This window comes from Streptomyces diastaticus subsp. diastaticus, from assembly GCF_011170125.1.
GTDB classification, from domain to species: Bacteria; Actinomycetota; Actinomycetes; order Streptomycetales; family Streptomycetaceae; genus Streptomyces; species Streptomyces diastaticus.
The window spans coordinates 1-22977 of record NZ_BLLN01000007.1 but is presented as its reverse complement, the minus strand read 5'-3'; the positions used below and the strand labels follow the sequence as shown (position 1 = coordinate 22977).

The window sequence follows — 22977 nt, the reverse complement described above, 5'->3', positions numbered from 1 at the left end:
GCCGCCTCGTCGGTCAGCTGACCGTCGCCGGGATCACCTGGGGTTCGATGTGCTCCGCCCACATCGGCTACTGGGTGGACCAGGACGTCGCCGGGCGCGGCGTGATGCCGACCGCCGTCGCAGCCGCCGTCGACCACTGCTTCCGGGGCGTCGGACTGCACCGGATCGAGGTCTGCATCCGCCCCGAGAACGGGCCGAGCCGCCGTGTCGTCGAGAAACTCGGATTCCGCGAGGAAGGGCTGCGCCCCCGCTATCTGCATATCGACGGAGCCTGGCGCGACCACCTGGTATTCGCACTCACGGCGGAGGAAGTACCCGACGGTGTCCTGCGCCGCTGGCGCCGCGCCCGGCCCCACCCCACGGCCTGAGGCGGGAACCACCGCTCCGCCGCGAAATCCGCACACCACAACCGTGATCACGGAAATACGAATAAGCGTTCGAATTCTTTAGGGTTCGATCACCCGATTGTCGCGGAGTTGCGATCGTCCGATCACATCTGTAGGAAAAAACTCTGGAGATATCAGCCAGATCGTGCGACACACCGGTTCAATTGGCGGATGGCCCCGACGAAACCCCTCTACCGTGTGAGTCGTGAGCAGCAGCGGCCTCATTTACGCAGTCATCGTGGGGGCCTGGGCCGCCTACTTGGTGCCCATGTGGCTCCGTCGGCAGGACGAGTTGAACGAAGCCCGTCCGACGGAACGCTTCAGCACCGCCATCCGGCTCCTGTCCGGACGCGCGGGGATGGAGCGGCGCTACGCCAAGGGTGCCGCCCAGGCCCGCGCCGCCGGCACCGGCGAGCCCTCCGGCGAGGGCGACCCGGCCGACGGCGCGACCCGCGCCCCGGACGCCGGGACCGGATCGGTCGACGTCCGGTCCTTCGCCATGCCCCCGGTACGTGAGGAGCCCGCGCCGCCGCGCCGCACCGCGCCCCGGCCCGGGCAGCCTCCCCGGCAGGAGCGGCCCGCGCCGCAGCAGGTCCCCGCCCACCGCCCGGCCGATCCCGGCGCCACCGCGCGCGCCCGGCGCTCCAAGGTCCTCGCGCGCCGCCGCCGCACCACGATGCTCCTCTTCGTCGCCTTCACCCTCGGCGCGGTCGCCGCCGCCGTGGGCGGCCTCGCCCTCCTGTGGGCCCCCGCGATCCCCGCGATCCTCCTCAGCGCCTACATCGCCTACCTGCGCCGCCAGGAGCGCCGCCGCTTCGTCTACGCGATGGACCGCCGTCAGGCCGAGGTCGCCGCCCAGCACGTACGCGAGCGCGGCCGCCGCCGTGACCACCCCACCGAGCAGATCGAGGAGGCCGAGGAGCCCGCCCCGGCCCCCGACCCCGAGCGCACCGCGCTCGCCGCCGACCGCAGAGCACTGGTCGAGCAGACCGACCACGCCGAGTGGGTCGACCAGCAGCGCGCCCGCCGCCTGCCGGCCGACGGGGACAGCTGGGACCCCGTCCCCGTCCCCCTCCCCACCTACGTCACGGCCCCCGTCGCCCCCCGCGCCACCCCGCCGGTCGACCTCGGCGCCCCCGACACCTGGAGCTCCGCCCGTTCCAGCGCCGCCCCGGACACCGGCGGCGGCGAGGCCCCCGCGGGGGACGCCCCCGAGGAGCCCGCGGAGGCCGCCCCGGCCCGACGTGCCGCCTCCGCCCGCCGCTCCCGCGAACGAGGCCGCACCCCCCTCTTCGACCAGTACGACGAAGGCGACCGCCCCCGCGCGGCCAACGAATGAGCCCCACCCCGGCCACCAGCACCGGATTACCGACCACCCCGATCGGGGTGCTAAAGTTTCACCCGTTGCAAGGGCCTGTGGCGCAGTCCGGTAGCGCACCTCGTTCGCATCGAGGGGGTCAGGGGTTCGAATCCCCTCAGGTCCACGCAAGTAAGAGCCCCTCCCGGGGTCACCCTGGGAGGGGCTTTCTGCTGTGCCGGTTTCCGCGCCGGCTCGCCCCATGGCTCAGGGAGCGGGGCGCCGAGGTTCTCGGTGCCGCCGCTGTCGGGGACCTGGGGCGTAGGGCCGTTCGGCAACGACGCGGCGGGGGACTTCTGCGGCGAGTCGGGGGCGTGGCCGAGAGGGAACGCCGCGAGGCCGTGCGTACCGCCTTCCTCCAGGTGCTCGACGGCGCCGAGGCGGAGGTCGACGCGTCCGAGACGCAGCGGGCGGTGGCCGCGGCCCTGCCTCGTCGCCGTGCAGTGCTCGGGCGGCGAGCCGGCCGGCCCCGTCCGCGGACCCGGGACGCCCCTGCCGGATCCGACCGGTCTGCGCGAGCTCGCCGGCCGCGCTCTGGAACGGATCCTCACGGAGCCCTCCTGGGCGCACACCCCCGGGGGACGTCGTCCGCGAGGCGGACCGCGCCCGGCAGGTCGCCGAGCGGTGCGCCGCCTCCCCCTCGGCGCCGCTCCTGCCGCACATCGGCACCGCCGACGTCGCCCGCGACATGGACCGGATCAGGGCGGCCCTCGGCGAGGAGCGGGTGTCCTACCTCGGTGCCTCCTGCGGCACGCAGCTCGGCACCGCGTACGCCTCGCTCTTCCCCGGACGCGGCGACCGGATCGTGCTCGACAGCAACCTGGGCCCCGGCGGGTACGACCACCGGGCCATGCGGCTGTCCGCCCGCGGGCTGGAGGACCGCTTCCCGGACTTCGCGGCGTACGTCGCAGCCCGCCCCGAGTACGGGCTCGGCACCACGCCGCGGCAGGTGCGCGCGACCTGCCAGGAGCTGGCCCGGCGGCTGGAGCGGGAGCCGGTCCAGGGCCGGGACGAAACGGCCTTCCGGGGCATCACCTACGACTGGCTCTACGCCGACGCCGACATGCCGGAGCTGGCAGAGATCCGGCAGGCGCTCGACACCGGCGGGCCGGTACCGGAACAGCCGCCCTTCCCCGGCCTGGAGGCGCTCAGGTCCGCGCGGTTCGCCGTGATCTGCGGCGACTCCCCGTGGCCGCGCACCATCCGGGAGTACCAGCGTGACGTGCGGGCCGACAGCGGGCGGTACCCCCTGCTCGGCGGCGCCACGGCCGACATCGGGCCCTGCGCCTTCCGGCCGCGTTCCTGGGTCGAGAAGCCCGTGCGCGTCGACGACCAGGGCCCCTCCAACCTCCTCCTCGTCCAGAACGAGCGGGACCCGGGCACCCCGCTCGCCGGGGCGAAGGCGCTGCGGCGGGCGTTCGGTGACCGGGCCGGGCTGGTCACCGTCGACCGGGGCGGCCACGGGGTCTACCCCTTCGGCGCCGACCCTTGCGCCGACGACGTACCTGACCACCGGGCAACGGCCCGCGCGGGACCTCGCCTGCGCGGCCGAACCGGACGCGTGAGGAGAGGGAGCGGCCTGTTCGGGGAGAGGCGGCGGCGCCGGGCCGAGCCGGCGACGGGCGGGCCCTGGAGCGGTTCCGCTGGTGGCGGGTGCCGTTCCGGGCCTTGTTCCACCTGCGGCTCACCGAGGCCGGGTGCACGGTGGCCGTGTACTCCGCCGGCGTGCGGCACGGGCAGCACCAGCCGTCGGGCGAGGCCACGGCCGGCCTGTACCGCGAGGCAGGCCGGCTGTCGGCGGCCGGCCGCCCTCCCCGTCCCCGGGCGGGTTCGTGGAGGTGGCGATGAGCGGCTTCGGGCTGGAGCGCGCCGGAACGTGACCCTCGACGGGACCGAGCACCAGCTCACCCTGACCCCGCCTCCGCCGAGAGCCCGGTCCGACCGGCACCACCGGGCGCCTTCGCCCCGCCGGTGCGGCTGCCCCGGTGGGGGAGAGGCGGCGGTGGCCGTGGCGACCCTCGCGGCCGGTACCGAGCGCATCCTGCGCCCGCGCCGCAACCGGCTGCCCGACCGAGCCGCCGCACAGCGCGTGTCCGGCCGGGGCCCGCTCATCTACGCTGCCCGCATGGGGACTTACGAGGTCGACGGGGTGCGGCTGGCATACGAGGAGTGGGGGCCGGAGGGCGGGACGCCGGTGGTGCTGGTGCACGGGCACCCCTTCGACCGGAGCCTGTGGCGGGCGCAGGCCCGGCGGCTGGCCGGGGCCGGGTGCCGGGTGGTGCTGCCGGATCTGCGGGGGTACGGGGAGAGCCAGGTGGTGCCGGGGCGCACACCGTTCCCGGTGTTCGCCGGGGACGTGGTCGCCCTACTCGACCACCTGGGCATCGCGGACGCCGTGGTCGGCGGGGTCTCCATGGGCGGCCAGATCACCATGGAGATCCGCCGGCTGCACCCGGAGCGGGTGCGGGCACTGGTGCTGGCCGGCACCTCCTACCCGGCCGAGACCGAGGAAGGCCGGGTGGGCCGGCTCGCGCTGGCCGAGCGGCTGCTCGCGGAGGGGATGGGCGGGTACGCGGACGAGGTGATCGGCAGGATGCTCGCGCCGTACAACGTCGAGGCGAAGCCGGACGCGGCCGCGCACGTGCTCCGCATGATGCGCGGCACCGACCCGGAGGGCGCCGCAGCGGCCCTGCGCGGCCGCGCGGAGCGAGCGGACTACGAGGCGACGCTGTCGGCCGTGACCGAGCCCGTGCTGGTCGTGGTCGGCGCCGACGACTCCTTCACCACGGTCGCGGACGCCGAGGCGATCCGCCGGCTGGTCCCCCACGCCACCCTCACGGTGATCGACGGTGCCGGGCACCTGCCGCACCTGGAGCAGCCCGAGGAGACGGGGGAGGCCCTCGTGGAGTTCGTCACCGGAGTGGACTGAGCCGGCCGCACCGGCCCGAGCGGGCGGGGCTCACGCCGGCGGGCCCTCGGCGGGCTCGTCGATCCAGCGGAAGCTCGCGCGGCTGTCGTCGTCCTCCACATGCAGCAGGAAGTCGGCGACGGGAACGCCCTCGGGCGTGTGGAGCGCCAGGGTCCGGTTCAGCTCCGACCAGCACGCGTCGAACGCCTCCCACTCCTCGGTCTCGCTCAGGTCGGCGAGACGGACGAAGAGGGGGCGGTGCTCCTCGTAGGGGGCCAGGGGCCGGAAGGCGGCGGTCAGCCAGGGGAAGTCCGAGCCGTCGACGTGCAGGTCGGCGACGTGCCGGGGCGGGGTGGCGCGGGTGTGCAGGCGCCACAGCCCGGGGGCGTCGCCGGCCGGTCGCGGCGATGCGGTGTCCGGCATGACCGGTCGTCCTCCGGATGCGGGTGCGGATGCGGGTGGGGGTGCGGTCAGGCGGTGACGGCGGTCGGCTCGGGGCGGGCCGCCGCGGCGGCGGGGTTCAGCGGCTTGGCGTAGCAGCGGCTCAGCTCGTCGAAGCGGTACAGGCCGAACTTGGCGCACGGGGCGTAGCCACTGGAGGCGTACAGGTTGATCGCCTCGGGCTGCTTCGTGCCGGTCTCCAGGACCATGCGGGTGCGCCCGGCGGCCCGCGCGTCCTCCTCCAGCGCCGCGAGGATGCGCCGGGCCAGGCCGTGGCCCCGGGCCTCGCGGATGACGAACATGCGCTTCAGCTCGGCGTCGCCGTCGGAGTACGCCTCGTCGTTGGCGTCCTGGGGGCGCCAGCCGCCGGAGGCCACCGGGCGGCCCCGTCCGTCGTAGGCGAGCAGGTACAGCCCGTGCGGCGGGACGAACATGCCCGGGTCGAGCCAGGTGGCGTCGCCGTCGTCGCCGTACCGCTCGGCGTATTCGAGCTGGACCTCGTCGTTGAGCTGGACGGCGTCGGGGTGGTCGAAGGCGACCGGGCGCAGGGAATGCATGTTCATGCGGATCAGGGTACTTCTATGCGGAGGCGGGGTGCCGGGGCGAACCTCGGTAGGGTGCCGGGATGCTCACCGTCACCACTGTGAATGTAAACGGCCTGCGGGCCGCGGCCAAGAAGGGCTACGTCGAGTGGCTCGCCGCCACGGACGCCGACGTCGTCTGCCTCCAGGAGGTGCGCGCCGAGGAGTCCCAGCTCCCGGAGGCCGTGCGGGCTCCCGAGGGCTGGCACGTCGTGTACGCGCCCGCCGCGGCCAAGGGCAGGGCCGGAGTGGCGTTGCTCACGCGGCGCGAGCCGGAGCGGGTGCGGGTCGGCTTCGGCAGCGAGGAGTTCGACGGAAGCGGGCGGTACGTCGAGGCGGACCTGCCCGGGGTCACCGTGGCCAGCCTCTACCTTCCCTCCGGTGAGGTCGGCACCGAGCGGCAGGACGAGAAGGAGCGGTTCATGGCCGAGTTCCTGGAGTACCTCCGGGGGCTGCGGGCGCGGGCCGCCGCGGACGGCCGCGAGGTCGTGGTGTGCGGCGACTGGAACATCGCCCACCGGGAGGCCGACCTCAAGAACTGGCGCGCCAACCGCAAGTCCGCCGGCTTCCTCCCCGAGGAGCGGGCCTGGCTCGACCGGGTCTACGCGGAGGCCGGCTACACCGACGTGATGCGCGCGCTCCACCCGGACCAGGCCGGGCCCTACTCGTGGTGGTCCTACCGGGGCCGTGCCTTCGACAACGACTCGGGCTGGCGCATCGACCTGCACGTCGCCACCCCCGGTCTCGCGGCCCGCGCGGTCAAGGGGCTGGTGGAGCGGGCGGCGACGCACGAGGAGCGCTGGTCGGACCACGCGCCGGTGACGGTCGCCTACGAGTGAACCCGCCGCGGGCGTGAACCCGCCCGGTGGCGTCCGGTGGGCGGGACCGCCATCCGCTACTCGCCCGGCCCGCCCCCCGGCCGCCGCCTCCCGCTGCCGCAGGGCCGCGAGGTGGCGGTCCATCGCCAGGGAGAGCTCCGCCTCGACCACGCTCTTGGCCAGCGGGCGGACGCTCTTGGCCAGCGGGCGGCAGCGGAGCGGCGGCCGGGGGCGGGCCGGGCGAGTAGCGGAGGCGGTCCGCCACCGGACGCCACCGGGCGGGTTCACGCCCGCGGCGGGGTTCACTCGTAGGCGACCGTCACCGGCGCGTGGTCCGACCAGCGCTCCTCGTGCGTCGCCGCCCGCTCCACCAGCCCCTTGACCGCGCGGGCCGCGAGACCGGGGGTGGCGACGTGCAGGTCGATGCGCCAGCCCGAGTCGTTGTCGAAGGCACGGCCCCGGTAGGACCACCACGAGTAGGGCCCGGCCTGGTCCGGGTGGAGCGCGCGCATCACGTCGGTGTAGCCGGCCTCCGCGTAGACCCGGTCGAGCCAGGCCCGCTCCTCGGGGAGGAAGCCGGCGGACTTGCGGTTGGCGCGCCAGTTCTTGAGGTCGGCCTCCCGGTGGGCGATGTTCCAGTCGCCGCACACCACGACCTCGCGGCCGTCCGCGGCGGCCCGCGCCCGCAGCCCCCGGAGGTACTCCAGGAACTCGGCCATGAACCGCTCCTTCTCGTCCTGCCGCTCGGTGCCGACCTCACCGGAGGGAAGGTAGAGGCTGGCCACGGTGACCCCGGGCAGGTCCGCCTCGACGTACCGCCCGCTTCCGTCGAACTCCTCGCTGCCGAAGCCGACCCGCACCCGCTCCGGCTCGCGCCGCGTGAGCAACGCCACTCCGGCCCTGCCCTTGGCCGCGGCGGGCGCGTACACGACGTGCCAGCCCTCGGGAGCCCGCACGGCCTCCGGGAGCTGGGACTCCTCGGCGCGCACCTCCTGGAGGCAGACGACGTCGGCGTCCGTGGCGGCGAGCCACTCGACGTAGCCCTTCTTGGCCGCGGCCCGCAGGCCGTTTACATTCACAGTGGTGACGGTGAGCATCCCGGCACCCTACCGAGGTTCGCCCCGGCACCCCGCCTCCGCATAGAAGTACCCTGATCCGCATGAACATGCATTCCCTGCGCCCGGTCGCCTTCGACCACCCCGACGCCGTCCAGCTCAACGACGAGGTCCAGCTCGAATACGCCGAGCGGTACGGCGACGACGGCGACGCCACCTGGCTCGACCCGGGCATGTTCGTCCCGCCGCACGGGCTGTACCTGCTCGCCTACGACGGACGGGGCCGCCCGGTGGCCTCCGGCGGCTGGCGCCCCCAGGACGCCAACGACGAGGCGTACTCCGACGGCGACGCCGAGCTGAAGCGCATGTTCGTCATCCGCGAGGCCCGGGGCCACGGCCTGGCCCGGCGCATCCTCGCGGCGCTGGAGGAGGACGCGCGGGCCGCCGGGCGCACCCGCATGGTCCTGGAGACCGGCACGAAGCAGCCCGAGGCGATCAACCTGTACGCCTCCAGTGGCTACGCCCCGTGCGCCAAGTTCGGCCTGTACCGCTTCGACGAGCTGAGCCGCTGCTACGCCAAGCCGCTGAACCCCGCCGCCGCGGCGGCCCGCCCCGAGCCGACCGCCGTCACCGCCTGACCGCACCCCCACCCGCATCCGCACCCGCATCCGGAGGACGACCGGTCATGCCGGACACCGCATCGCCGCGACCGGCCGGCGACGCCCCCGGGCTGTGGCGCCTGCACACCCGCGCCACCCCGCCCCGGCACGTCGCCGACCTGCACGTCGACGGCTCGGACTTCCCCTGGCTGACCGCCGCCTTCCGGCCCCTGGCCCCCTACGAGGAGCACCGCCCCCTCTTCGTCCGTCTCGCCGACCTGAGCGAGACCGAGGAGTGGGAGGCGTTCGACGCGTGCTGGTCGGAGCTGAACCGGACCCTGGCGCTCCACACGCCCGAGGGCGTTCCCGTCGCCGACTTCCTGCTGCATGTGGAGGACGACGACAGCCGCGCGAGCTTCCGCTGGATCGACGAGCCCGCCGAGGGCCCGCCGGCGTGAGCCCCGCCCGCTCGGGCCGGTGCGGCCGGCTCAGTCCACTCCGGTGACGAACTCCACGAGGGCCTCCCCCGTCTCCTCGGGCTGCTCCAGGTGCGGCAGGTGCCCGGCACCGTCGATCACCGTGAGGGTGGCGTGGGGGACCAGCCGGCGGATCGCCTCGGCGTCCGCGACCGTGGTGAAGGAGTCGTCGGCGCCGACCACGACCAGCACGGGCTCGGTCACGGCCGACAGCGTCGCCTCGTAGTCCGCTCGCTCCGCGCGGCCGCGCAGGGCCGCTGCGGCGCCCTCCGGGTCGGTGCCGCGCATCATGCGGAGCACGTGCGCGGCCGCGTCCGGCTTCGCCTCGACGTTGTACGGCGCGAGCATCCTGCCGATCACCTCGTCCGCGTACCCGCCCATCCCCTCCGCGAGCAGCCGCTCGGCCAGCGCGAGCCGGCCCACCCGGCCTTCCTCGGTCTCGGCCGGGTAGGAGGTGCCGGCCAGCACCAGTGCCCGCACCCGCTCCGGGTGCAGCCGGCGGATCTCCATGGTGATCTGGCCGCCCATGGAGACCCCGCCGACCACGGCGTCCGCGATGCCCAGGTGGTCGAGTAGGGCGACCACGTCCCCGGCGAACACCGGGAACGGTGTGCGCCCCGGCACCACCTGGCTCTCCCCGTACCCCCGCAGATCCGGCAGCACCACCCGGCACCCGGCCCCGGCCAGCCGCCGGGCCTGCGCCCGCCACAGGCTCCGGTCGAAGGGGTGCCCGTGCACCAGCACCACCGGCGTCCCGCCCTCCGGCCCCCACTCCTCGTATGCCAGCCGCACCCCGTCGACCTCGTAAGTCCCCATGCGGGCAGCGTAGATGAGCGGGCCCCGGCCGGACACGCGCTGTGCGGCGGCTCGGTCGGGCAGCCGGTTGCGGCGCGGGCGCAGGATGCGCTCGGTACCGGCCGCGAGGGTCGCCACGGCCACCGCCGCCTCTCCCCCACCGGGGCAGCCGCACCGGCGGGGCGAAGGCGCCCGGTGGTGCCGGTCGGACCGGGCTCTCGGCGGAGGCGGGGTCAGGGTGAGCTGGTGCTCGGTCCCGTCGAGGGTCACGTTCCGGCGCGCTCCAGCCCGAAGCCGCTCATCGCCACCTCCACGAACCCGCCCGGGGACGGGGAGGGCGGCCGGCCGCCGACAGCCGGCCTGCCTCGCGGTACAGGCCGGCCGTGGCCTCGCCCGACGGCTGGTGCTGCCCGTGCCGCACGCCGGCGGAGTACACGGCCACCGTGCACCCGGCCTCGGTGAGCCGCAGGTGGAACAAGGCCCGGAACGGCACCCGCCACCAGCGGAACCGCTCCAGGGCCCGCCCGTCGCCGGCTCGGCCCGGCGCCGCCGCCTCTCCCCGAACAGGCCGCTCCCTCTCCTCACGCGTCCGGTTCGGCCGCGCAGGCGAGGTCCCGCGCGGGCCGTTGCCCGGTGGTCAGGTACGTCGTCGGCGCAAGGGTCGGCGCCGAAGGGGTAGACCCCGTGGCCGCCCCGGTCGACGGTGACCAGCCCGGCCCGGTCACCGAACGCCCGCCGCAGCGCCTTCGCCCCGGCGAGCGGGGTGCCCGGGTCCCGCTCGTTCTGGACGAGGAGGAGGTTGGAGGGGCCCTGGTCGTCGACGCGCACGGGCTTCTCGACCCAGGAACGCGGCCGGAAGGCGCAGGGCCCGATGTCGGCCGTGGCGCCGCCGAGCAGGGGGTACCGCCCGCTGTCGGCCCGCACGTCACGCTGGTACTCCCGGATGGTGCGCGGCCACGGGGAGTCGCCGCAGATCACGGCGAACCGCGCGGACCTGAGCGCCTCCAGGCCGGGGAAGGGCGGCTGTTCCGGTACCGGCCCGCCGGTGTCGAGCGCCTGCCGGATCTCTGCCAGCTCCGGCATGTCGGCGTCGGCGTAGAGCCAGTCGTAGGTGATGCCCCGGAAGGCCGTTTCGTCCCGGCCCTGGACCGGCTCCCGCTCCAGCCGCCGGGCCAGCTCCTGGCAGGTCGCGCGCACCTGCCGCGGCGTGGTGCCGAGCCCGTACTCGGGGCGGGCTGCGACGTACGCCGCGAAGTCCGGGAAGCGGTCCTCCAGCCCGCGGGCGGACAGCCGCATGGCCCGGTGGTCGTACCCGCCGGGGCCCAGGTTGCTGTCGAGCACGATCCGGTCGCCGCGTCCGGGGAAGAGCGAGGCGTACGCGGTGCCGAGCTGCGTGCCGCAGGAGGCACCGAGGTAGGACACCCGCTCCTCGCCGAGGGCCGCCCTGATCCGGTCCATGTCGCGGGCGACGTCGGCGGTGCCGATGTGCGGCAGGAGCGGCGCCGAGGGGGAGGCGGCGCACCGCTCGGCGACCTGCCGGGCGCGGTCCGCCTCGCGGACGACGTCCCCCGGGGGTGTGCGCCCAGGAGGGCTCCGTGAGGATCCGTTCCAGAGCGCGGCCGGCGAGCTCGCGCAGACCGGTCGGATCCGGCAGGGGCGTCCCGGGTCCGCGGACGGGGCCGGCCGGCTCGCCGCCCGAGCACTGCACGGCGACGAGGCAGGGCCGCGGCCACCGCCCGCTGCGTCTCGGACGCGTCGACCTCCGCCTCGGCGCCGTCGAGCACCTGGAGGAAGGCGGTACGCACGGCCTCGCGGCGTTCCCTCTCGGCCACGCCCCCGACTCGCCGCAGAAGTCCCCCGCCGCGTCGTTGCCGAACGGCCCTACGCCCCAGGTCCCCGACAGCGGCGGCACCGAGAACCTCGGCGCCCCGCTCCCTGAGCCATGGGGCGAGCCGGCGCGGAAACCGGCACAGCAGAAAGCCCCTCCCAGGGTGACCCCGGGAGGGGCTCTTACTTGCGTGGACCTGAGGGGATTCGAACCCCTGACCCCCTCGATGCGAACGAGGTGCGCTACCGGACTGCGCCACAGGCCCTTGCAACGGGTGAAACTTTAGCACCCCGATCGGGGTGGTCGGTAATCCGGTGCTGGTGGCCGGGGTGGGGCTCATTCGTTGGCCGCGCGGGGGCGGTCGCCTTCGTCGTACTGGTCGAAGAGGGGGGTGCGGCCTCGTTCGCGGGAGCGGCGGGCGGAGGCGGCACGTCGGGCCGGGGCGGCCTCCGCGGGCTCCTCGGGGGCGTCCCCCGCGGGGGCCTCGCCGCCGCCGGTGTCCGGGGCGGCGCTGGAACGGGCGGAGCTCCAGGTGTCGGGGGCGCCGAGGTCGACCGGCGGGGTGGCGCGGGGGGCGACGGGGGCCGTGACGTAGGTGGGGAGGGGGACGGGGACGGGGTCCCAGCTGTCCCCGTCGGCCGGCAGGCGGCGGGCGCGCTGCTGGTCGACCCACTCGGCGTGGTCGGTCTGCTCGACCAGTGCTCTGCGGTCGGCGGCGAGCGCGGTGCGCTCGGGGTCGGGGGCCGGGGCGGGCTCCTCGGCCTCCTCGATCTGCTCGGTGGGGTGGTCACGGCGGCGGCCGCGCTCGCGTACGTGCTGGGCGGCGACCTCGGCCTGACGGCGGTCCATCGCGTAGACGAAGCGGCGGCGCTCCTGGCGGCGCAGGTAGGCGATGTAGGCGCTGAGGAGGATCGCGGGGATCGCGGGGGCCCACAGGAGGGCGAGGCCGCCCACGGCGGCGGCGACCGCGCCGAGGGTGAAGGCGACGAAGAGGAGCATCGTGGTGCGGCGGCGGCGCGCGAGGACCTTGGAGCGCCGGGCGCGCGCGGTGGCGCCGGGATCGGCCGGGCGGTGGGCGGGGACCTGCTGCGGCGCGGGCCGCTCCTGCCGGGGAGGCTGCCCGGGCCGGGGCGCGGTGCGGCGCGGCGGCGCGGGCTCCTCACGTACCGGGGGCATGGCGAAGGACCGGACGTCGACCGATCCGGTCCCGGCGTCCGGGGCGCGGGTCGCGCCGTCGGCCGGGTCGCCCTCGCCGGAGGGCTCGCCGGTGCCGGCGGCGCGGGCCTGGGCGGCACCCTTGGCGTAGCGCCGCTCCATCCCCGCGCGTCCGGACAGGAGCCGGATGGCGGTGCTGAAGCGTTCCGTCGGACGGGCTTCGTTCAACTCGTCCTGCCGACGGAGCCACATGGGCACCAAGTAGGCGGCCCAGGCCCCCACGATGACTGCGTAAATGAGGCCGCTGCTGCTCACGACTCACACGGTAGAGGGGTTTCGTCGGGGCCATCCGCCAATTGAACCGGTGTGTCGCACGATCTGGCTGATATCTCCAGAGTTTTTTCCTACAGATGTGATCGGACGATCGCACTCCGCGACAATCGGGTGATCGAACCCTAAAGAATTCGAACGCTTATTCGTATTTCCGTGATCACGGTTGTGGTGTGCGGATTTCGCGGCGGAGCGGTGGTTCCCGCCTCAGGCCGTGGGGTGGGGCCGGGCGCGGCGCCAGCGGCGCAGGACACCGTCGGGTACTTCCTCCGCCGTGAGTGCGAATACCAGGTGGTCGCGCCAGGCTCCGTCGATATGCAGATAGCGGGGGCGCAGCCCTTCCTCGCGGAATCCGAGTTTCTCGACGACACGGCGGCTCGGCCCGTTCTCGGGGCGGATGCAGACCTCGATCCGGTGCAGTCCGACGCCCCGGAAGCAGTGGTCGACGGCGGCTGCGACGGCGGTCGGCATCACGCCGCGCCCGGCGACGTCCTGGTCCACCCAGTAGCCGATGTGGGCGGAGCACATCGAACCCCAGGTGATCCCGGCGACGGTCAGCTGACCGACGAGGCGGCCCCGGTACTCGATGACGAAGGGCATCATGCGGCCCGCCCCGGCCTCCTTGTGCAGATGGCGGACCATCTGACGGTAGGTCGGGCGGTGGATGACGGGGCCGAAGGGGGTGGGCGGCGGGATGGTGGCTTCCCAGGGGCGCAGCCAGTCGCGGTTGCGGCGGTTGATCTCGCGCCAGGCCCGCTGGTCGCGCCTGCGGATCGGCCGGAGCAGCACGTCGCCCTCGCGCAGTTCCACCGGCCAGTACCGCGGGTTCAGCGGGCGCTCCCCGGGGCGGGCGGGCCGGCGGGGTGGTCGCCGCCCCGGATCTGGTCCACGGCGTGCGGCAGGAGGCGGCCCAGCACGGCGAGGCCGTCGCGGACGCCACCGGTGGAGCCGGGAAGATTGACGATGAGGGTGCGTCCGGCGAGCCCGGCGAGGCCCCGGGAGAGGGCGGCGGTCGGCACCTCGGGCAGGCCCTCGGCCCGGATGGCCTCGGCGATGCCGGGGATCTCGCGGTCCAGCAGGGGACGGGTCGCCTCGGGCGTGCGGTCGGTGGGGCTCAGCCCCGTACCGCCGGTGGTGACGACCACGTCGTAGCCCTCGGTGACCGCGGCGCTCAGGGCCTCGGCGACCGGGTCGCCGTCGGGGACGACGCGCGGGCCCTCGACGGCGAAGCCGAGGCCGGTGAGGGCCTCGGTGATGAGCGGCCCGCCGCGGTCCTCGTAGACCCCGGCGGCGGCGCGGTTGGAGGCGGTGACGACGAGGGCGCGAGGCGTCGACGGCGCGGCGCTCACGCGACGGTTCCCTCGGTGCGCCGCCAGGTGCCGGACTTGCCGCCGGTCTTCTCCTCGACGCGGACGTCGGTGATGACGGCGCCCTTGTCGACGGCCTTGACCATGTCGACCACGGTGAGGGCGGCGACGGTGACGGCGGTGAGCGCCTCCATCTCGACGCCGGTGCGGTCGGTGGTCTTCACGGTGGCGAGGATCTCCACCGCCTCCTCGGTGACGGCGAGGTCGACCTTGACGCCGGAGACGGCCAGCGGGTGGCAGAGCGGGACGAGGTCGGGGGTGCGCTTGGCGCCCATGATGCCCGCGAGACGGGCGGTGGCGAGGGCGTCGCCCTTGGGGACGCCCTCGCCACGCAGGAGTTCCACCACGCGGGGCGAGACGAGGACCCGGCCGCTCGCGCGGGCGGTGCGGGCGGTGACGTCCTTCGCGGAGACGTCGACCATGCGGGCCGCCCCGGCCTCGTCGAGGTGGGTGAGCCGGCCCTGCTCAGGGGGGCGGGGGGTGTCCCCCGGTGTAAACGCTGTCATGTGCTGTGCGACTCCCGGTCCGCGGCCCACCGCGCCCATGTCGGCCTGTGTGGGCGACCACCGTACCCGCACCGGGGTCCGGTCAGCCGAGCAGGACGACCTCGACCTCGCTGCCCCACGCCGCCCCGGTCGCCGCCTCGGGAAGGACGATGAGGGCGTCGGCGTGGGCGAGGGCGCCGATGAGGTGGGAGCCGGCGCCGCCGACGGGCCGCACCTCGGGCCGCTCACCACCGGTGTACGTACCGCGCAGGAACTGCCGCTTCCCCTCCGGCGAGGTGAGCTGCTCGGCCTCCTCGCCGGCGCCGTGCGGCGGCAGCAGGGTGGCGCGGACGGTGGGCCGGTGCAGCTCCTGCAACCCCATCATGGCGCGGATGGCGGGCCGGACGAAGAGTTCGAAACTGACGTACGAGGAGACCGGGTTGCCCGGGAGGGTCAGGATCGGGGTGCGGTCGGGGCCGATGGTGCCGAAGCCCTGCGGCTTGCCCGGCTGCATGGCGAGGGTGCGGAAGTCCACGTGGGCCCCGTGGAAGGCCCGCTCTTCCTCCTCGCCGTCCTCTCCCTCGCCCGGCTCGGCCCGCGCCTCCTCGGGCTCGGCTTCCCCGGCGACGGCGGTGAGTGCCTCCTTGACCACGTCGTACGCGCCGACGCTGACGCCACCGGTGGTGACGAGCAGGTCGGCGCGGATGAGCTGGTCCTCGATGGTGGCGCGGAGGGTCTCGGCGTCGTCGGTGACGGCGCCGACGCGGTAGGCGATGGCGCCCGCGTCCCTGGCAGCGGCGGCCAGCGCGAAGCTGTTGGAGTCGTAGATCTGACCGGCGGCCAGCTCCTCGCCCGGCTGGGCCAGTTCGCTGCCGGTGGACAGGACGACGACGCGCGGGCGCGGGCGGACCCGGGCGGCGGGGCGGCCGATCGCGGAGAGCAGCGCGATCTGCGGCGGGCCGAGGACCGTCCCGGCCTCCAGCGCGACGTCCCCGGCGCAGACGTCGCCGCCGCGGGTCCGCACGTGGGCCTGCGGGGTGACGGCCCGGTGGACGCGGACCTGGCCACCGGAGCCCTCGGGGGAGGCGCTGTGCGGGGCCATGGCGCGGACGGGCCCGCCGCCGGTGCCGCCGTCGGTCCACTCGACGGGGACGACCGCGTCGGCGCCGGGGGGCATCGGCGCGCCCGTCATGATGCGGGCGGCCCGGCCGGGGCCGACCGTCAGCTCGGTGCCGCTGGAGCCGGCCGCCACGTCGCCGATGACGGTGAGGACGGCCGGGGAGGCGTCCGAGGCCTTCTCGGTGTCGGCGGCGCGGACCGCGTAACCGTCCATGGAGCTGTTGTCGAAGGGGGGCAGCGCGACCGGGACGGTGACCTGCTCGACGAGGACGCAGCCCTGGGCGTCGAGCAGGTTCAGCTCGATGGGTTCCAGGGGCTGGACCGCGGTGAGGATGTCGTCGAGGTGCTCGGCCACCGACCAGGTGCGCGCGCCGGTGGCCTGCTCAGTCGTGCTGCTCAAGGTGCTACATCTCCTCGGTGACGTAACTGCGGAGCCAGGCCCGGAAGTCGGGGCCCAGGTCTTCACGTTCGCACGCCAGTCTGACAATGGCGCGCAGGTAGTCGCCCCGGTCGCCGGTGTCGTAGCGGCGGCCCTTGAAGACCACTCCGTGCACGGGACCGCCGACCTTCTCGTCCTCGGCGAGCTTCTGCAGGGCGTCGGTGAGCTGGATCTCGCCGCCCCGGCCGGGCGAGGTCTCCCGCAGTATGCCGAAGATGGCGGGGTCCAGGACGTACCGGCCGATGATGGCGTAGTTGCTGGGCGCCTCGGCCGGGTCGGGCTTCTCGACCAGGTCGGTGACGCGGACGACGTCGTCCTCGCCGGTCGCCTCGACGGCGGCGCAGCCGTAGAGGTGGATCTGCTCGGGGGCGACCTCCAGCAGGGCGATGACGCTGCCGCCCTCGCGCTCCTGGACCTCGACCATGCGGGCGAGCAGCGGGTCCCGGGGGTCGATCAGGTCGTCGCCGAGGAGGACGGCGAAGGGCTCGTCCCCGACGTGCGGAGCGGCGCACAGCACGGCGTGACCGAGGCCGCGCGGGTCGCCCTGGCGGACGTAGTGCATGGTGGCGAGGTCGCTGGACTCCTGGACGCGGGCGAGGCGGGCCTCGTCACCCTTGCGGCTGAGGGCCTGCTCCAGTTCGTAGTTGCGGTCGAAGTGGTCCTCCAGCGGCCGCTTGTTGCGCCCTGTGACCATGAGGACGTCGGAGAGCCCGGCGGCGACGGCCTCCTCGACGACGTACTGGATGGCCGGCTTGTCGACGACAGGAAGCATTTCCTTCGGCGTGGCCTTGGTGGCGGGCAGGAAGCGTGTCCCGAGGCCGGCGGCGGGGACGACCGCTTTGCTGATCCTGGCGTTCGACTCAGTCATGCCGCTCACCATAACCGCTGTTCGTGCCGGAAATCTGTTGATCCGACAAAATAACCCGAATATATGCCGATTGATGAGGTTTGGTACCGATGAGTGGCACCGATGATGCCAAGCGAAGGTTGCGGCGGGAACTACTCGCCGTGAGGTCGCGGTTGACTGGAGAGGACGCCCGGGAGACGGCCGCGGTTCTGGCCCGGCACGCCCTGCTGCTGCCCGAGCTGGCCGGCGCCGGGACGGTCGCGGCGTACGTCTCGGTCGGCGGGGAGCCCGGTACCCGGGCCCTGCTGGAGGAGCTGCGCGCACGCGGCACCCGGGTGCTGCTGCCCGTGCTGCTCCCCGACGACGACCTCGACTGGGCGGTGTACGAGGGCCCGGACTCGCTGGCCGAGGTGGGACGGGCCGGCCGGCTGACGCTGCGCGAGCCCTCGGGCCCCCGGCTCGGCCCCGAGGCGGTGACCGGGGTGGACGCCGTCCTGCTGCCGGGCCTGGCGGCGGACCGCGCCGGGCGGCGGCTGGGCCGGGGCGGCGGCAGTTACGACCGGGTGCTGGCGCGGCTGGCCGCGGCCGGGGCCGATCCGGCGCTGCTGGTCCTGCTCCACGACCACGAGCTGCTGGCCGAGGTGCCGGCCGAGCCGCACGACCGGCCGGTGCACGTGGTGCTCACCCCCTCCGGCCCGCACCGCGTACGCGGTCGCGGCTGACGGCCCCGCACGCACGCGCGGCCCCCGCGACCGGCGGTCGGTCGCGGGGGCCGCGCGTGCGTGCCGTGGGCCTGCCCGGATCAGGGCTTGAGGACCAGGGTCTCCTGGGTGGCCTTCTTGACGGCCTTGTCGGTGAACGCCCAGGGCAGCAGTTCGCCCTTGACCCACTTCTCCGTCTGGTCGGTGTAGTGGGGGCTGTAGACGTGTCCGGAGGCGCCGGTGAGGTTGATCCACTCGGACTTGTCGAGGTCGCCGAGGTGACCACCATCCGCATGGACGGCACCCAGACGACCTCGTAGCGCGCCGCCGCGTTCCACCCGGTGGCGTTGACGGTGGCCTCGCCGCGCCGAGGTCCCACCGGGCCGCGGTTGAGGATCTTCTGGACCAGGCCGGGCCCCTGTGCCGAGGGTCTGGTTCTTCAGGGTCAGCTGGTGCAGCCGGGCCCCAGCTCCAGGAGTCCATGTCCTTTGCCGAGCTTGGCGGTCAGCTCCCAGCGGGCGTCCTCCATGACCAGCTCTTCGAGCGGGCCATGGAGGACGCCCGCTGGGAGCTGACCGCCAAGCTCGGCAAGGACATGGACTCCTGGAGCTGGGGCCGGCTGCACCAGCTGACCCTGAAGAACCAGACCCTCGGCACCAGCGGGCCCGGCCTGGTCCAGAAGATCCTCAACCGCGGCCCGTGGGACCTCGGCGGCGGCGAGGCCACCGTCAACGCCACCGGGTGGAACGCGGCCGGCGGCTACGAGGTCGTCTGGGTGCCGTCCATGCGGATGGTGGTCAACCTCGGCGACCTCGACAAGTCCGAGTGGATCAACCTCACCGGCGCCTCCGGACACGTCTACAGCCCCCACTACACCGACCAGACGGAGAAGTGGGTCAAGGGCGAACTGCTGCCCTGGGCGTTCACCGACAAGGCCGTCAAGAAGGCCACCCAGGAGACCCTGGTCCTCAAGCCCTGATCCGGGCAGGCCCACGGCACGCACGCGCGGCCCCCGCGACCGACCGCCGGTCGCGGGGGCCGCGCGTGCGTGCGGGGCCGTCAGCCGCGACCGCGTACGCGGTGCGGGCCGGAGGGGGTGAGCACCACGTGCACCGGCCGGTCGTGCGGCTCGGCCGGCACCTCGGCCAGCAGCTCGTGGTCGTGGAGCAGGACCAGCAGCGCCGGATCGGCCCCGGCCGCGGCCAGCCGCGCCAGCACCCGGTCGTAACTGCCGCCGCCCCGGCCCAGCCGCCGCCCGGCGCGGTCCGCCGCCAGGCCCGGCAGCAGGACGGCGTCCACCCCGGTCACCGCCTCGGGGCCGAGCCGGGGGCCCGAGGGCTCGCGCAGCGTCAGCCGGCCGGCCCGTCCCACCTCGGCCAGCGAGTCCGGGCCCTCGTACACCGCCCAGTCGAGGTCGTCGTCGGGGAGCAGCACGGGCAGCAGCACCCGGGTGCCGCGTGCGCGCAGCTCCTCCAGCAGGGCCCGGGTACCGGGCTCCCCGCCGACCGAGACGTACGCCGCGACCGTCCCGGCGCCGGCCAGCTCGGGCAGCAGCAGGGCGTGCCGGGCCAGAACCGCGGCCGTCTCCCGGGCGTCCTCTCCAGTCAACCGCGACCTCACGGCGAGTAGTTCCCGCCGCAACCTTCGCTTGGCATCATCGGTGCCACTCATCGGTACCAAACCTCATCAATCGGCATATATTCGGGTTATTTTGTCGGATCAACAGATTTCCGGCACGAACAGCGGTTATGGTGAGCGGCATGACTGAGTCGAACGCCAGGATCAGCAAAGCGGTCGTCCCCGCCGCCGGCCTCGGGACACGCTTCCTGCCCGCCACCAAGGCCACGCCGAAGGAAATGCTTCCTGTCGTCGACAAGCCGGCCATCCAGTACGTCGTCGAGGAGGCCGTCGCCGCCGGGCTCTCCGACGTCCTCATGGTCACAGGGCGCAACAAGCGGCCGCTGGAGGACCACTTCGACCGCAACTACGAACTGGAGCAGGCCCTCAGCCGCAAGGGTGACGAGGCCCGCCTCGCCCGCGTCCAGGAGTCCAGCGACCTCGCCACCATGCACTACGTCCGCCAGGGCGACCCGCGCGGCCTCGGTCACGCCGTGCTGTGCGCCGCTCCGCACGTCGGGGACGAGCCCTTCGCCGTCCTCCTCGGCGACGACCTGATCGACCCCCGGGACCCGCTGCTCGCCCGCATGGTCGAGGTCCAGGAGCGCGAGGGCGGCAGCGTCATCGCCCTGCTGGAGGTCGCCCCCGAGCAGATCCACCTCTACGGCTGCGCCGCCGTCGAGGCGACCGGCGAGGACGACGTCGTCCGCGTCACCGACCTGGTCGAGAAGCCCGACCCGGCCGAGGCGCCCAGCAACTACGCCATCATCGGCCGGTACGTCCTGGACCCCGCCATCTTCGGCATACTGCGGGAGACCTCGCCCGGCCGGGGCGGCGAGATCCAGCTCACCGACGCCCTGCAGAAGCTCGCCGAGGACGAGAAGGTCGGCGGTCCCGTGCACGGAGTGGTCTTCAAGGGCCGCCGCTACGACACCGGCGACCGGGGCGACTACCTGCGCGCCATTGTCAGACTGGCGTGCGAACGTGAAGACCTGGGCCCCGACTTCCGGGCCTGGCTCCGCAGTTACGTCACCGAGGAGATGTAGCACCTTGAGCAGCACGACTGAGCAGGCCACCGGCGCGCGCACCTGGTCGGTGGCCGAGCACCTCGACGACATCCTCACCGCGGTCCAGCCCCTGGAACCCATCGAGCTGAACCTGCTCGACGCCCAGGGCTGCGTCCTCGTCGAGCAGGTCACCGTCCCGGTCGCGCTGCCCCCCTTCGACAACAGCTCCATGGACGGTTACGCGGTCCGCGCCGCCGACACCGAGAAGGCCTCGGACGCCTCCCCGGCCGTCCTCACCGTCATCGGCGACGTGGCGGCCGGCTCCAGCGGCACCGAGCTGACGGTCGGCCCCGGCCGGGCCGCCCGCATCATGACGGGCGCGCCGATGCCCCCCGGCGCCGACGCGGTCGTCCCCGTCGAGTGGACCGACGGCGGCACCGGCGGCGGGCCCGTCCGCGCCATGGCCCCGCACAGCGCCTCCCCCGAGGGCTCCGGTGGCCAGGTCCGCGTCCACCGGGCCGTCACCCCGCAGGCCCACGTGCGGACCCGCGGCGGCGACGTCTGCGCCGGGGACGTCGCGCTGGAGGCCGGGACGGTCCTCGGCCCGCCGCAGATCGCGCTGCTCTCCGCGATCGGCCGCCCCGCCGCCCGGGTCCGCCCGCGCCCGCGCGTCGTCGTCCTGTCCACCGGCAGCGAACTGGCCCAGCCGGGCGAGGAGCTGGCCGCCGGTCAGATCTACGACTCCAACAGCTTCGCGCTGGCCGCCGCTGCCAGGGACGCGGGCGCCATCGCCTACCGCGTCGGCGCCGTCACCGACGACGCCGAGACCCTCCGCGCCACCATCGAGGACCAGCTCATCCGCGCCGACCTGCTCGTCACCACCGGTGGCGTCAGCGTCGGCGCGTACGACGTGGTCAAGGAGGCACTCACCGCCGTCGCCGGGGAAGCCGAGCCCGAGGAGGCGCGGGCCGAGCCGGGCGAGGGAGAGGACGGCGAGGAGGAAGAGCGGGCCTTCCACGGGGCCCACGTGGACTTCCGCACCCTCGCCATGCAGCCGGGCAAGCCGCAGGGCTTCGGCACCATCGGCCCCGACCGCACCCCGATCCTGACCCTCCCGGGCAACCCGGTCTCCTCGTACGTCAGTTTCGAACTCTTCGTCCGGCCCGCCATCCGCGCCATGATGGGGTTGCAGGAGCTGCACCGGCCCACCGTCCGCGCCACCCTGCTGCCGCCGCACGGCGCCGGCGAGGAGGCCGAGCAGCTCACCTCGCCGGAGGGGAAGCGGCAGTTCCTGCGCGGTACGTACACCGGTGGTGAGCGGCCCGAGGTGCGGCCCGTCGGCGGCGCCGGCTCCCACCTCATCGGCGCCCTCGCCCACGCCGACGCCCTCATCGTCCTTCCCGAGGCGGCGACCGGGGCGGCGTGGGGCAGCGAGGTCGAGGTCGTCCTGCTCGGCTGACCGGACCCCGGTGCGGGTACGGTGGTCGCCCACACAGGCCGACATGGGCGCGGTGGGCCGCGGACCGGGAGTCGCACAGCACATGACAGCGTTTACACCGGGGGACACCCCCCGCCCCCCTGAGCAGGGCCGGCTCACCCACCTCGACGAGGCCGGGGCGGCCCGCATGGTCGACGTCTCCGCGAAGGACGTCACCGCCCGCACCGCCCGCGCGAGCGGCCGGGTCCTCGTCTCGCCCCGCGTGGTGGAACTCCTGCGTGGCGAGGGCGTCCCCAAGGGCGACGCCCTCGCCACCGCCCGTCTCGCGGGCATCATGGGCGCCAAGCGCACCCCCGACCTCGTCCCGCTCTGCCACCCGCTGGCCGTCTCCGGCGTCAAGGTCGACCTCGCCGTCACCGAGGAGGCGGTGGAGATCCTCGCCACCGTGAAGACCACCGACCGCACCGGCGTCGAGATGGAGGCGCTCACCGCCGTCACCGTCGCCGCCCTCACCGTGGTCGACATGGTCAAGGCCGTCGACAAGGGCGCCGTCATCACCGACGTCCGCGTCGAGGAGAAGACCGGCGGCAAGTCCGGCACCTGGCGGCGCACCGAGGGAACCGTCGCGTGAGCGCCGCGCCGTCGACGCCTCGCGCCCTCGTCGTCACCGCCTCCAACCGCGCCGCCGCCGGGGTCTACGAGGACCGCGGCGGGCCGCTCATCACCGAGGCCCTCACCGGCCTCGGCTTCGCCGTCGAGGGCCCGCGCGTCGTCCCCGACGGCGACCCGGTCGCCGAGGCCCTGAGCGCCGCGGTCACCGAGGGCTACGACGTGGTCGTCACCACCGGCGGTACGGGGCTGAGCCCCACCGACCGCACGCCCGAGGCGACCCGTCCCCTGCTGGACCGCGAGATCCCCGGCATCGCCGAGGCCATCCGGGCCGAGGGCCTGCCCGAGGTGCCGACCGCCGCCTCTCCCGGGGCCTCGCCGGGCTCGCCGGACGCACCCTCATCGTCAATCTTCCCGGCTCCACCGGTGGCGTCCGCGACGGCCTCGCCGTGCTGGGCCGCCTCCTGCCGCACGCCGTGGACCAGATCCGGGGCGGCGACCACCCCGCCGGCCCGCCCGCCCCGGGGAGCGCCGCTGAACCCGCGGTACTGGCCGGTGGAACTGCGCGAGGGCGACGTGCTGCTCCGGCCGATCCGCAGGCGCGACCAGCGGGCCTGGC

23 protein-coding genes, 2 tRNA genes and 3 pseudogenes are annotated in these 22977 nt (G+C 74.6%); 14 read left to right on the top strand and 14 right to left on the bottom strand.

The window, feature by feature from the left end:
• From Sdia_RS29505 to Sdia_RS29480, 5 genes and pseudogenes are all read left to right on the top strand, one after another.
• On the top strand, positions 1 to 368 hold a 368-nt coding region (locus Sdia_RS29505; RefSeq protein ID WP_191835382.1), incomplete at its 5' end, for a GNAT family N-acetyltransferase.
• Positions 369 to 591: 223 nt separating this feature from the next.
• Entirely contained in the window at positions 592 to 1725 is a 1134-nt protein-coding gene (gene sepX, locus Sdia_RS29500; RefSeq protein ID WP_100456891.1) for a divisome protein SepX/GlpR, read from the top strand.
• Positions 1726 to 1796: 71 nt separating this feature from the next.
• Positions 1797 to 1870: transfer RNA gene (locus Sdia_RS29495), tRNA-Ala, on the top strand.
• Between the two features lie 428 nt (positions 1871 to 2298).
• A pseudogene (locus Sdia_RS29490) lies at positions 2299 to 3308 on the top strand (alpha/beta hydrolase); the annotation flags it as partial.
• 560 nt (positions 3309 to 3868) lie between these two features.
• A complete protein-coding gene (locus Sdia_RS29480) occupies positions 3869 to 4672 on the top strand; it encodes an alpha/beta fold hydrolase (RefSeq protein ID WP_100456992.1) in 804 nt (267 codons plus the stop codon).
• A gap of 30 nt (positions 4673 to 4702) precedes the next feature.
• On the opposite strand, the gene Sdia_RS29475 is transcribed toward Sdia_RS29480, so the two are convergent.
• The gene (locus tag Sdia_RS29475) at positions 4703 to 5074 is read right to left on the bottom strand and encodes a hypothetical protein (RefSeq protein WP_229830869.1); all 372 of its coding nucleotides are present in this window, start codon (positions 5072 to 5074) and stop codon (positions 4703 to 4705) included.
• Between the two features lie 47 nt (positions 5075 to 5121).
• Entirely contained in the window at positions 5122 to 5655 is a 534-nt protein-coding gene (locus Sdia_RS29470; RefSeq protein ID WP_100456889.1) for a GNAT family N-acetyltransferase, read from the bottom strand.
• 62 nt (positions 5656 to 5717) lie between these two features.
• Here Sdia_RS29470 and Sdia_RS29465 point away from each other — a divergent pair, with 62 nt between their 5' ends.
• A complete protein-coding gene (locus Sdia_RS29465) occupies positions 5718 to 6512 on the top strand; it encodes an exodeoxyribonuclease III (protein WP_100456887.1) in 795 nt (264 codons plus the stop codon).
• A gap of 281 nt (positions 6513 to 6793) precedes the next feature.
• Here the strand turns inward: Sdia_RS29465 and Sdia_RS29460 are convergent, their stop codons facing one another.
• On the bottom strand, positions 6794 to 7588 hold the full coding sequence (locus Sdia_RS29460) for an exodeoxyribonuclease III (RefSeq protein WP_100456887.1): 795 nt from the start codon (positions 7586 to 7588) through the stop codon (positions 6794 to 6796).
• 62 nt (positions 7589 to 7650) lie between these two features.
• On the opposite strand from Sdia_RS29460, the gene Sdia_RS29455 reads away from it, so the two are divergent.
• Together Sdia_RS29455 and Sdia_RS29450 are read left to right on the top strand one after the other, a co-directional pair.
• Positions 7651 to 8184: a GNAT family N-acetyltransferase gene (locus tag Sdia_RS29455; RefSeq protein WP_100456889.1), complete on the top strand. Its 534-nt coding sequence runs from the start codon at positions 7651 to 7653 to the stop codon at positions 8182 to 8184.
• Positions 8185 to 8231: 47 nt separating this feature from the next.
• The gene (locus tag Sdia_RS29450; protein WP_229830869.1) at positions 8232 to 8603 is read left to right on the top strand and encodes a hypothetical protein; all 372 of its coding nucleotides are present in this window, start codon (positions 8232 to 8234) and stop codon (positions 8601 to 8603) included.
• Positions 8604 to 8633: 30 nt separating this feature from the next.
• On the opposite strand, the gene Sdia_RS29445 is transcribed toward Sdia_RS29450, so the two are convergent.
• The 9 genes and pseudogenes from Sdia_RS29445 to galU (Sdia_RS29400) all read right to left on the bottom strand — a co-directional run bounded on the left by Sdia_RS29445 (position 8634) and on the right by galU (Sdia_RS29400) (position 17007).
• Complete coding sequence (locus Sdia_RS29445) at positions 8634 to 9437, bottom strand: alpha/beta fold hydrolase (RefSeq protein WP_100456992.1); 804 nt, start codon at positions 9435 to 9437, stop codon at positions 8634 to 8636.
• A 560-nt stretch (positions 9438 to 9997) separates the two neighbouring features.
• Positions 9998 to 11007: pseudogene (locus tag Sdia_RS29435) on the bottom strand (alpha/beta hydrolase); the annotation flags it as partial.
• A 428-nt stretch (positions 11008 to 11435) separates the two neighbouring features.
• Positions 11436 to 11509, bottom strand: a tRNA-Ala gene (locus Sdia_RS29430).
• Between the two features lie 71 nt (positions 11510 to 11580).
• Entirely contained in the window at positions 11581 to 12714 is a 1134-nt protein-coding gene (sepX, locus tag Sdia_RS29425) for a divisome protein SepX/GlpR (RefSeq protein ID WP_100456891.1), read from the bottom strand.
• A gap of 222 nt (positions 12715 to 12936) precedes the next feature.
• Positions 12937 to 13539, bottom strand: a complete 603-nt coding sequence (locus tag Sdia_RS29420; RefSeq protein ID WP_100456892.1) for a GNAT family N-acetyltransferase — start codon at positions 13537 to 13539, stop codon at positions 12937 to 12939.
• Positions 13540 to 13556: 17 nt separating this feature from the next.
• Positions 13557 to 14078: a MogA/MoaB family molybdenum cofactor biosynthesis protein gene (locus Sdia_RS29415; protein ID WP_100456893.1), complete on the bottom strand. Its 522-nt coding sequence runs from the start codon at positions 14076 to 14078 to the stop codon at positions 13557 to 13559.
• Positions 14075 to 14602 carry a cyclic pyranopterin monophosphate synthase MoaC gene (moaC, locus tag Sdia_RS29410; protein ID WP_100456894.1) on the bottom strand — a complete coding sequence of 176 codons (528 nt, stop codon included), beginning with the start codon at positions 14600 to 14602 and terminating at the stop codon, positions 14075 to 14077. The genes Sdia_RS29415 and moaC (Sdia_RS29410) overlap by 4 nt, the downstream gene beginning before the upstream one ends.
• A gap of 82 nt (positions 14603 to 14684) precedes the next feature.
• The gene (gene glp / locus Sdia_RS29405) at positions 14685 to 16100 is read right to left on the bottom strand and encodes a molybdotransferase-like divisome protein Glp (protein WP_115067832.1); all 1416 of its coding nucleotides are present in this window, start codon (positions 16098 to 16100) and stop codon (positions 14685 to 14687) included.
• Positions 16101 to 16104: 4 nt separating this feature from the next.
• Positions 16105 to 17007: a UTP--glucose-1-phosphate uridylyltransferase GalU gene (gene galU / locus Sdia_RS29400; RefSeq protein ID WP_189500108.1), complete on the bottom strand. Its 903-nt coding sequence runs from the start codon at positions 17005 to 17007 to the stop codon at positions 16105 to 16107.
• Positions 17008 to 17096: 89 nt separating this feature from the next.
• Between galU (Sdia_RS29400) and Sdia_RS29395 the strand changes: the two genes are divergently transcribed.
• A complete protein-coding gene (locus Sdia_RS29395; protein ID WP_100456898.1) occupies positions 17097 to 17708 on the top strand; it encodes a 5-formyltetrahydrofolate cyclo-ligase in 612 nt (203 codons plus the stop codon).
• A gap of 80 nt (positions 17709 to 17788) precedes the next feature.
• Here the strand turns inward: Sdia_RS29395 and Sdia_RS29390 are convergent, their stop codons facing one another.
• Positions 17789 to 18130, bottom strand: a complete 342-nt coding sequence (locus tag Sdia_RS29390) for a penicillin acylase family protein (protein ID WP_262417786.1) — start codon at positions 18128 to 18130, stop codon at positions 17789 to 17791.
• Between the two features lie 86 nt (positions 18131 to 18216).
• Here Sdia_RS29390 and Sdia_RS29385 point away from each other — a divergent pair.
• Positions 18217 to 18666 (top strand): annotated as a pseudogene (locus Sdia_RS29385) (penicillin acylase family protein); the annotation flags it as partial.
• Positions 18667 to 18746: 80 nt separating this feature from the next.
• On the opposite strand, the gene Sdia_RS29380 reads toward Sdia_RS29385, so the two are convergent.
• Positions 18747 to 19358, bottom strand: coding sequence for a 5-formyltetrahydrofolate cyclo-ligase (locus Sdia_RS29380; protein WP_100456898.1), 612 nt, complete (start codon positions 19356 to 19358; stop codon positions 18747 to 18749).
• Positions 19359 to 19447: 89 nt separating this feature from the next.
• On the opposite strand from Sdia_RS29380, the gene galU (Sdia_RS29375) reads away from it, so the two are divergent.
• The 4 genes from galU (Sdia_RS29375) to Sdia_RS29360 form a co-directional block, all read left to right on the top strand.
• A complete protein-coding gene (gene galU / locus Sdia_RS29375) occupies positions 19448 to 20350 on the top strand; it encodes a UTP--glucose-1-phosphate uridylyltransferase GalU (RefSeq protein WP_189500108.1) in 903 nt (300 codons plus the stop codon).
• Positions 20351 to 20354: 4 nt separating this feature from the next.
• On the top strand, positions 20355 to 21770 hold the full coding sequence (glp, locus tag Sdia_RS29370; RefSeq protein WP_115067832.1) for a molybdotransferase-like divisome protein Glp: 1416 nt from the start codon (positions 20355 to 20357) through the stop codon (positions 21768 to 21770).
• 82 nt (positions 21771 to 21852) lie between these two features.
• Positions 21853 to 22380, top strand: coding sequence for a cyclic pyranopterin monophosphate synthase MoaC (gene moaC / locus Sdia_RS29365; RefSeq protein ID WP_100456894.1), 528 nt, complete (start codon positions 21853 to 21855; stop codon positions 22378 to 22380).
• On the top strand, positions 22377 to 22977 hold a 601-nt coding region (locus Sdia_RS29360), incomplete at its 3' end, for a MogA/MoaB family molybdenum cofactor biosynthesis protein (protein WP_191835381.1). The genes moaC (Sdia_RS29365) and Sdia_RS29360, both read left to right, overlap by 4 nt.

Excerpts from the sequence above, each read along its gene's own strand:
- Sdia_RS29480 (WP_100456992.1), top strand. The coding sequence starts at position 3,869 with ATGGGGACTTACGAGGTCGACGGGGTGCGGCTGGCATACGAGGAGTGG.
- Sdia_RS29475 (WP_229830869.1), bottom strand. The coding sequence starts at position 5,074 with ATGCCGGACACCGCATCGCCGCGACCGGCCGGCGACGCCCCCGGGCTG.
- Sdia_RS29470 (WP_100456889.1), bottom strand. The coding sequence starts at position 5,655 with ATGAACATGCATTCCCTGCGCCCGGTCGCCTTCGACCACCCCGACGCC.
- Sdia_RS29465 (WP_100456887.1), top strand. The coding sequence starts at position 5,718 with ATGCTCACCGTCACCACTGTGAATGTAAACGGCCTGCGGGCCGCGGCC.
- Sdia_RS29460 (WP_100456887.1), bottom strand. The coding sequence starts at position 7,588 with ATGCTCACCGTCACCACTGTGAATGTAAACGGCCTGCGGGCCGCGGCC.
- Sdia_RS29455 (WP_100456889.1), top strand. The coding sequence starts at position 7,651 with ATGAACATGCATTCCCTGCGCCCGGTCGCCTTCGACCACCCCGACGCC.
- Sdia_RS29450 (WP_229830869.1), top strand. The coding sequence starts at position 8,232 with ATGCCGGACACCGCATCGCCGCGACCGGCCGGCGACGCCCCCGGGCTG.
- Sdia_RS29445 (WP_100456992.1), bottom strand. The coding sequence starts at position 9,437 with ATGGGGACTTACGAGGTCGACGGGGTGCGGCTGGCATACGAGGAGTGG.
- moaC (WP_100456894.1), bottom strand. The coding sequence starts at position 14,602 with ATGACAGCGTTTACACCGGGGGACACCCCCCGCCCCCCTGAGCAGGGC.
- galU (WP_189500108.1), bottom strand. The coding sequence starts at position 17,007 with ATGACTGAGTCGAACGCCAGGATCAGCAAAGCGGTCGTCCCCGCCGCC.
- Sdia_RS29395 (WP_100456898.1), top strand. The coding sequence starts at position 17,097 with ATGAGTGGCACCGATGATGCCAAGCGAAGGTTGCGGCGGGAACTACTC.
- Sdia_RS29380 (WP_100456898.1), bottom strand. The coding sequence starts at position 19,358 with ATGAGTGGCACCGATGATGCCAAGCGAAGGTTGCGGCGGGAACTACTC.
- galU (WP_189500108.1), top strand. The coding sequence starts at position 19,448 with ATGACTGAGTCGAACGCCAGGATCAGCAAAGCGGTCGTCCCCGCCGCC.
- moaC (WP_100456894.1), top strand. The coding sequence starts at position 21,853 with ATGACAGCGTTTACACCGGGGGACACCCCCCGCCCCCCTGAGCAGGGC.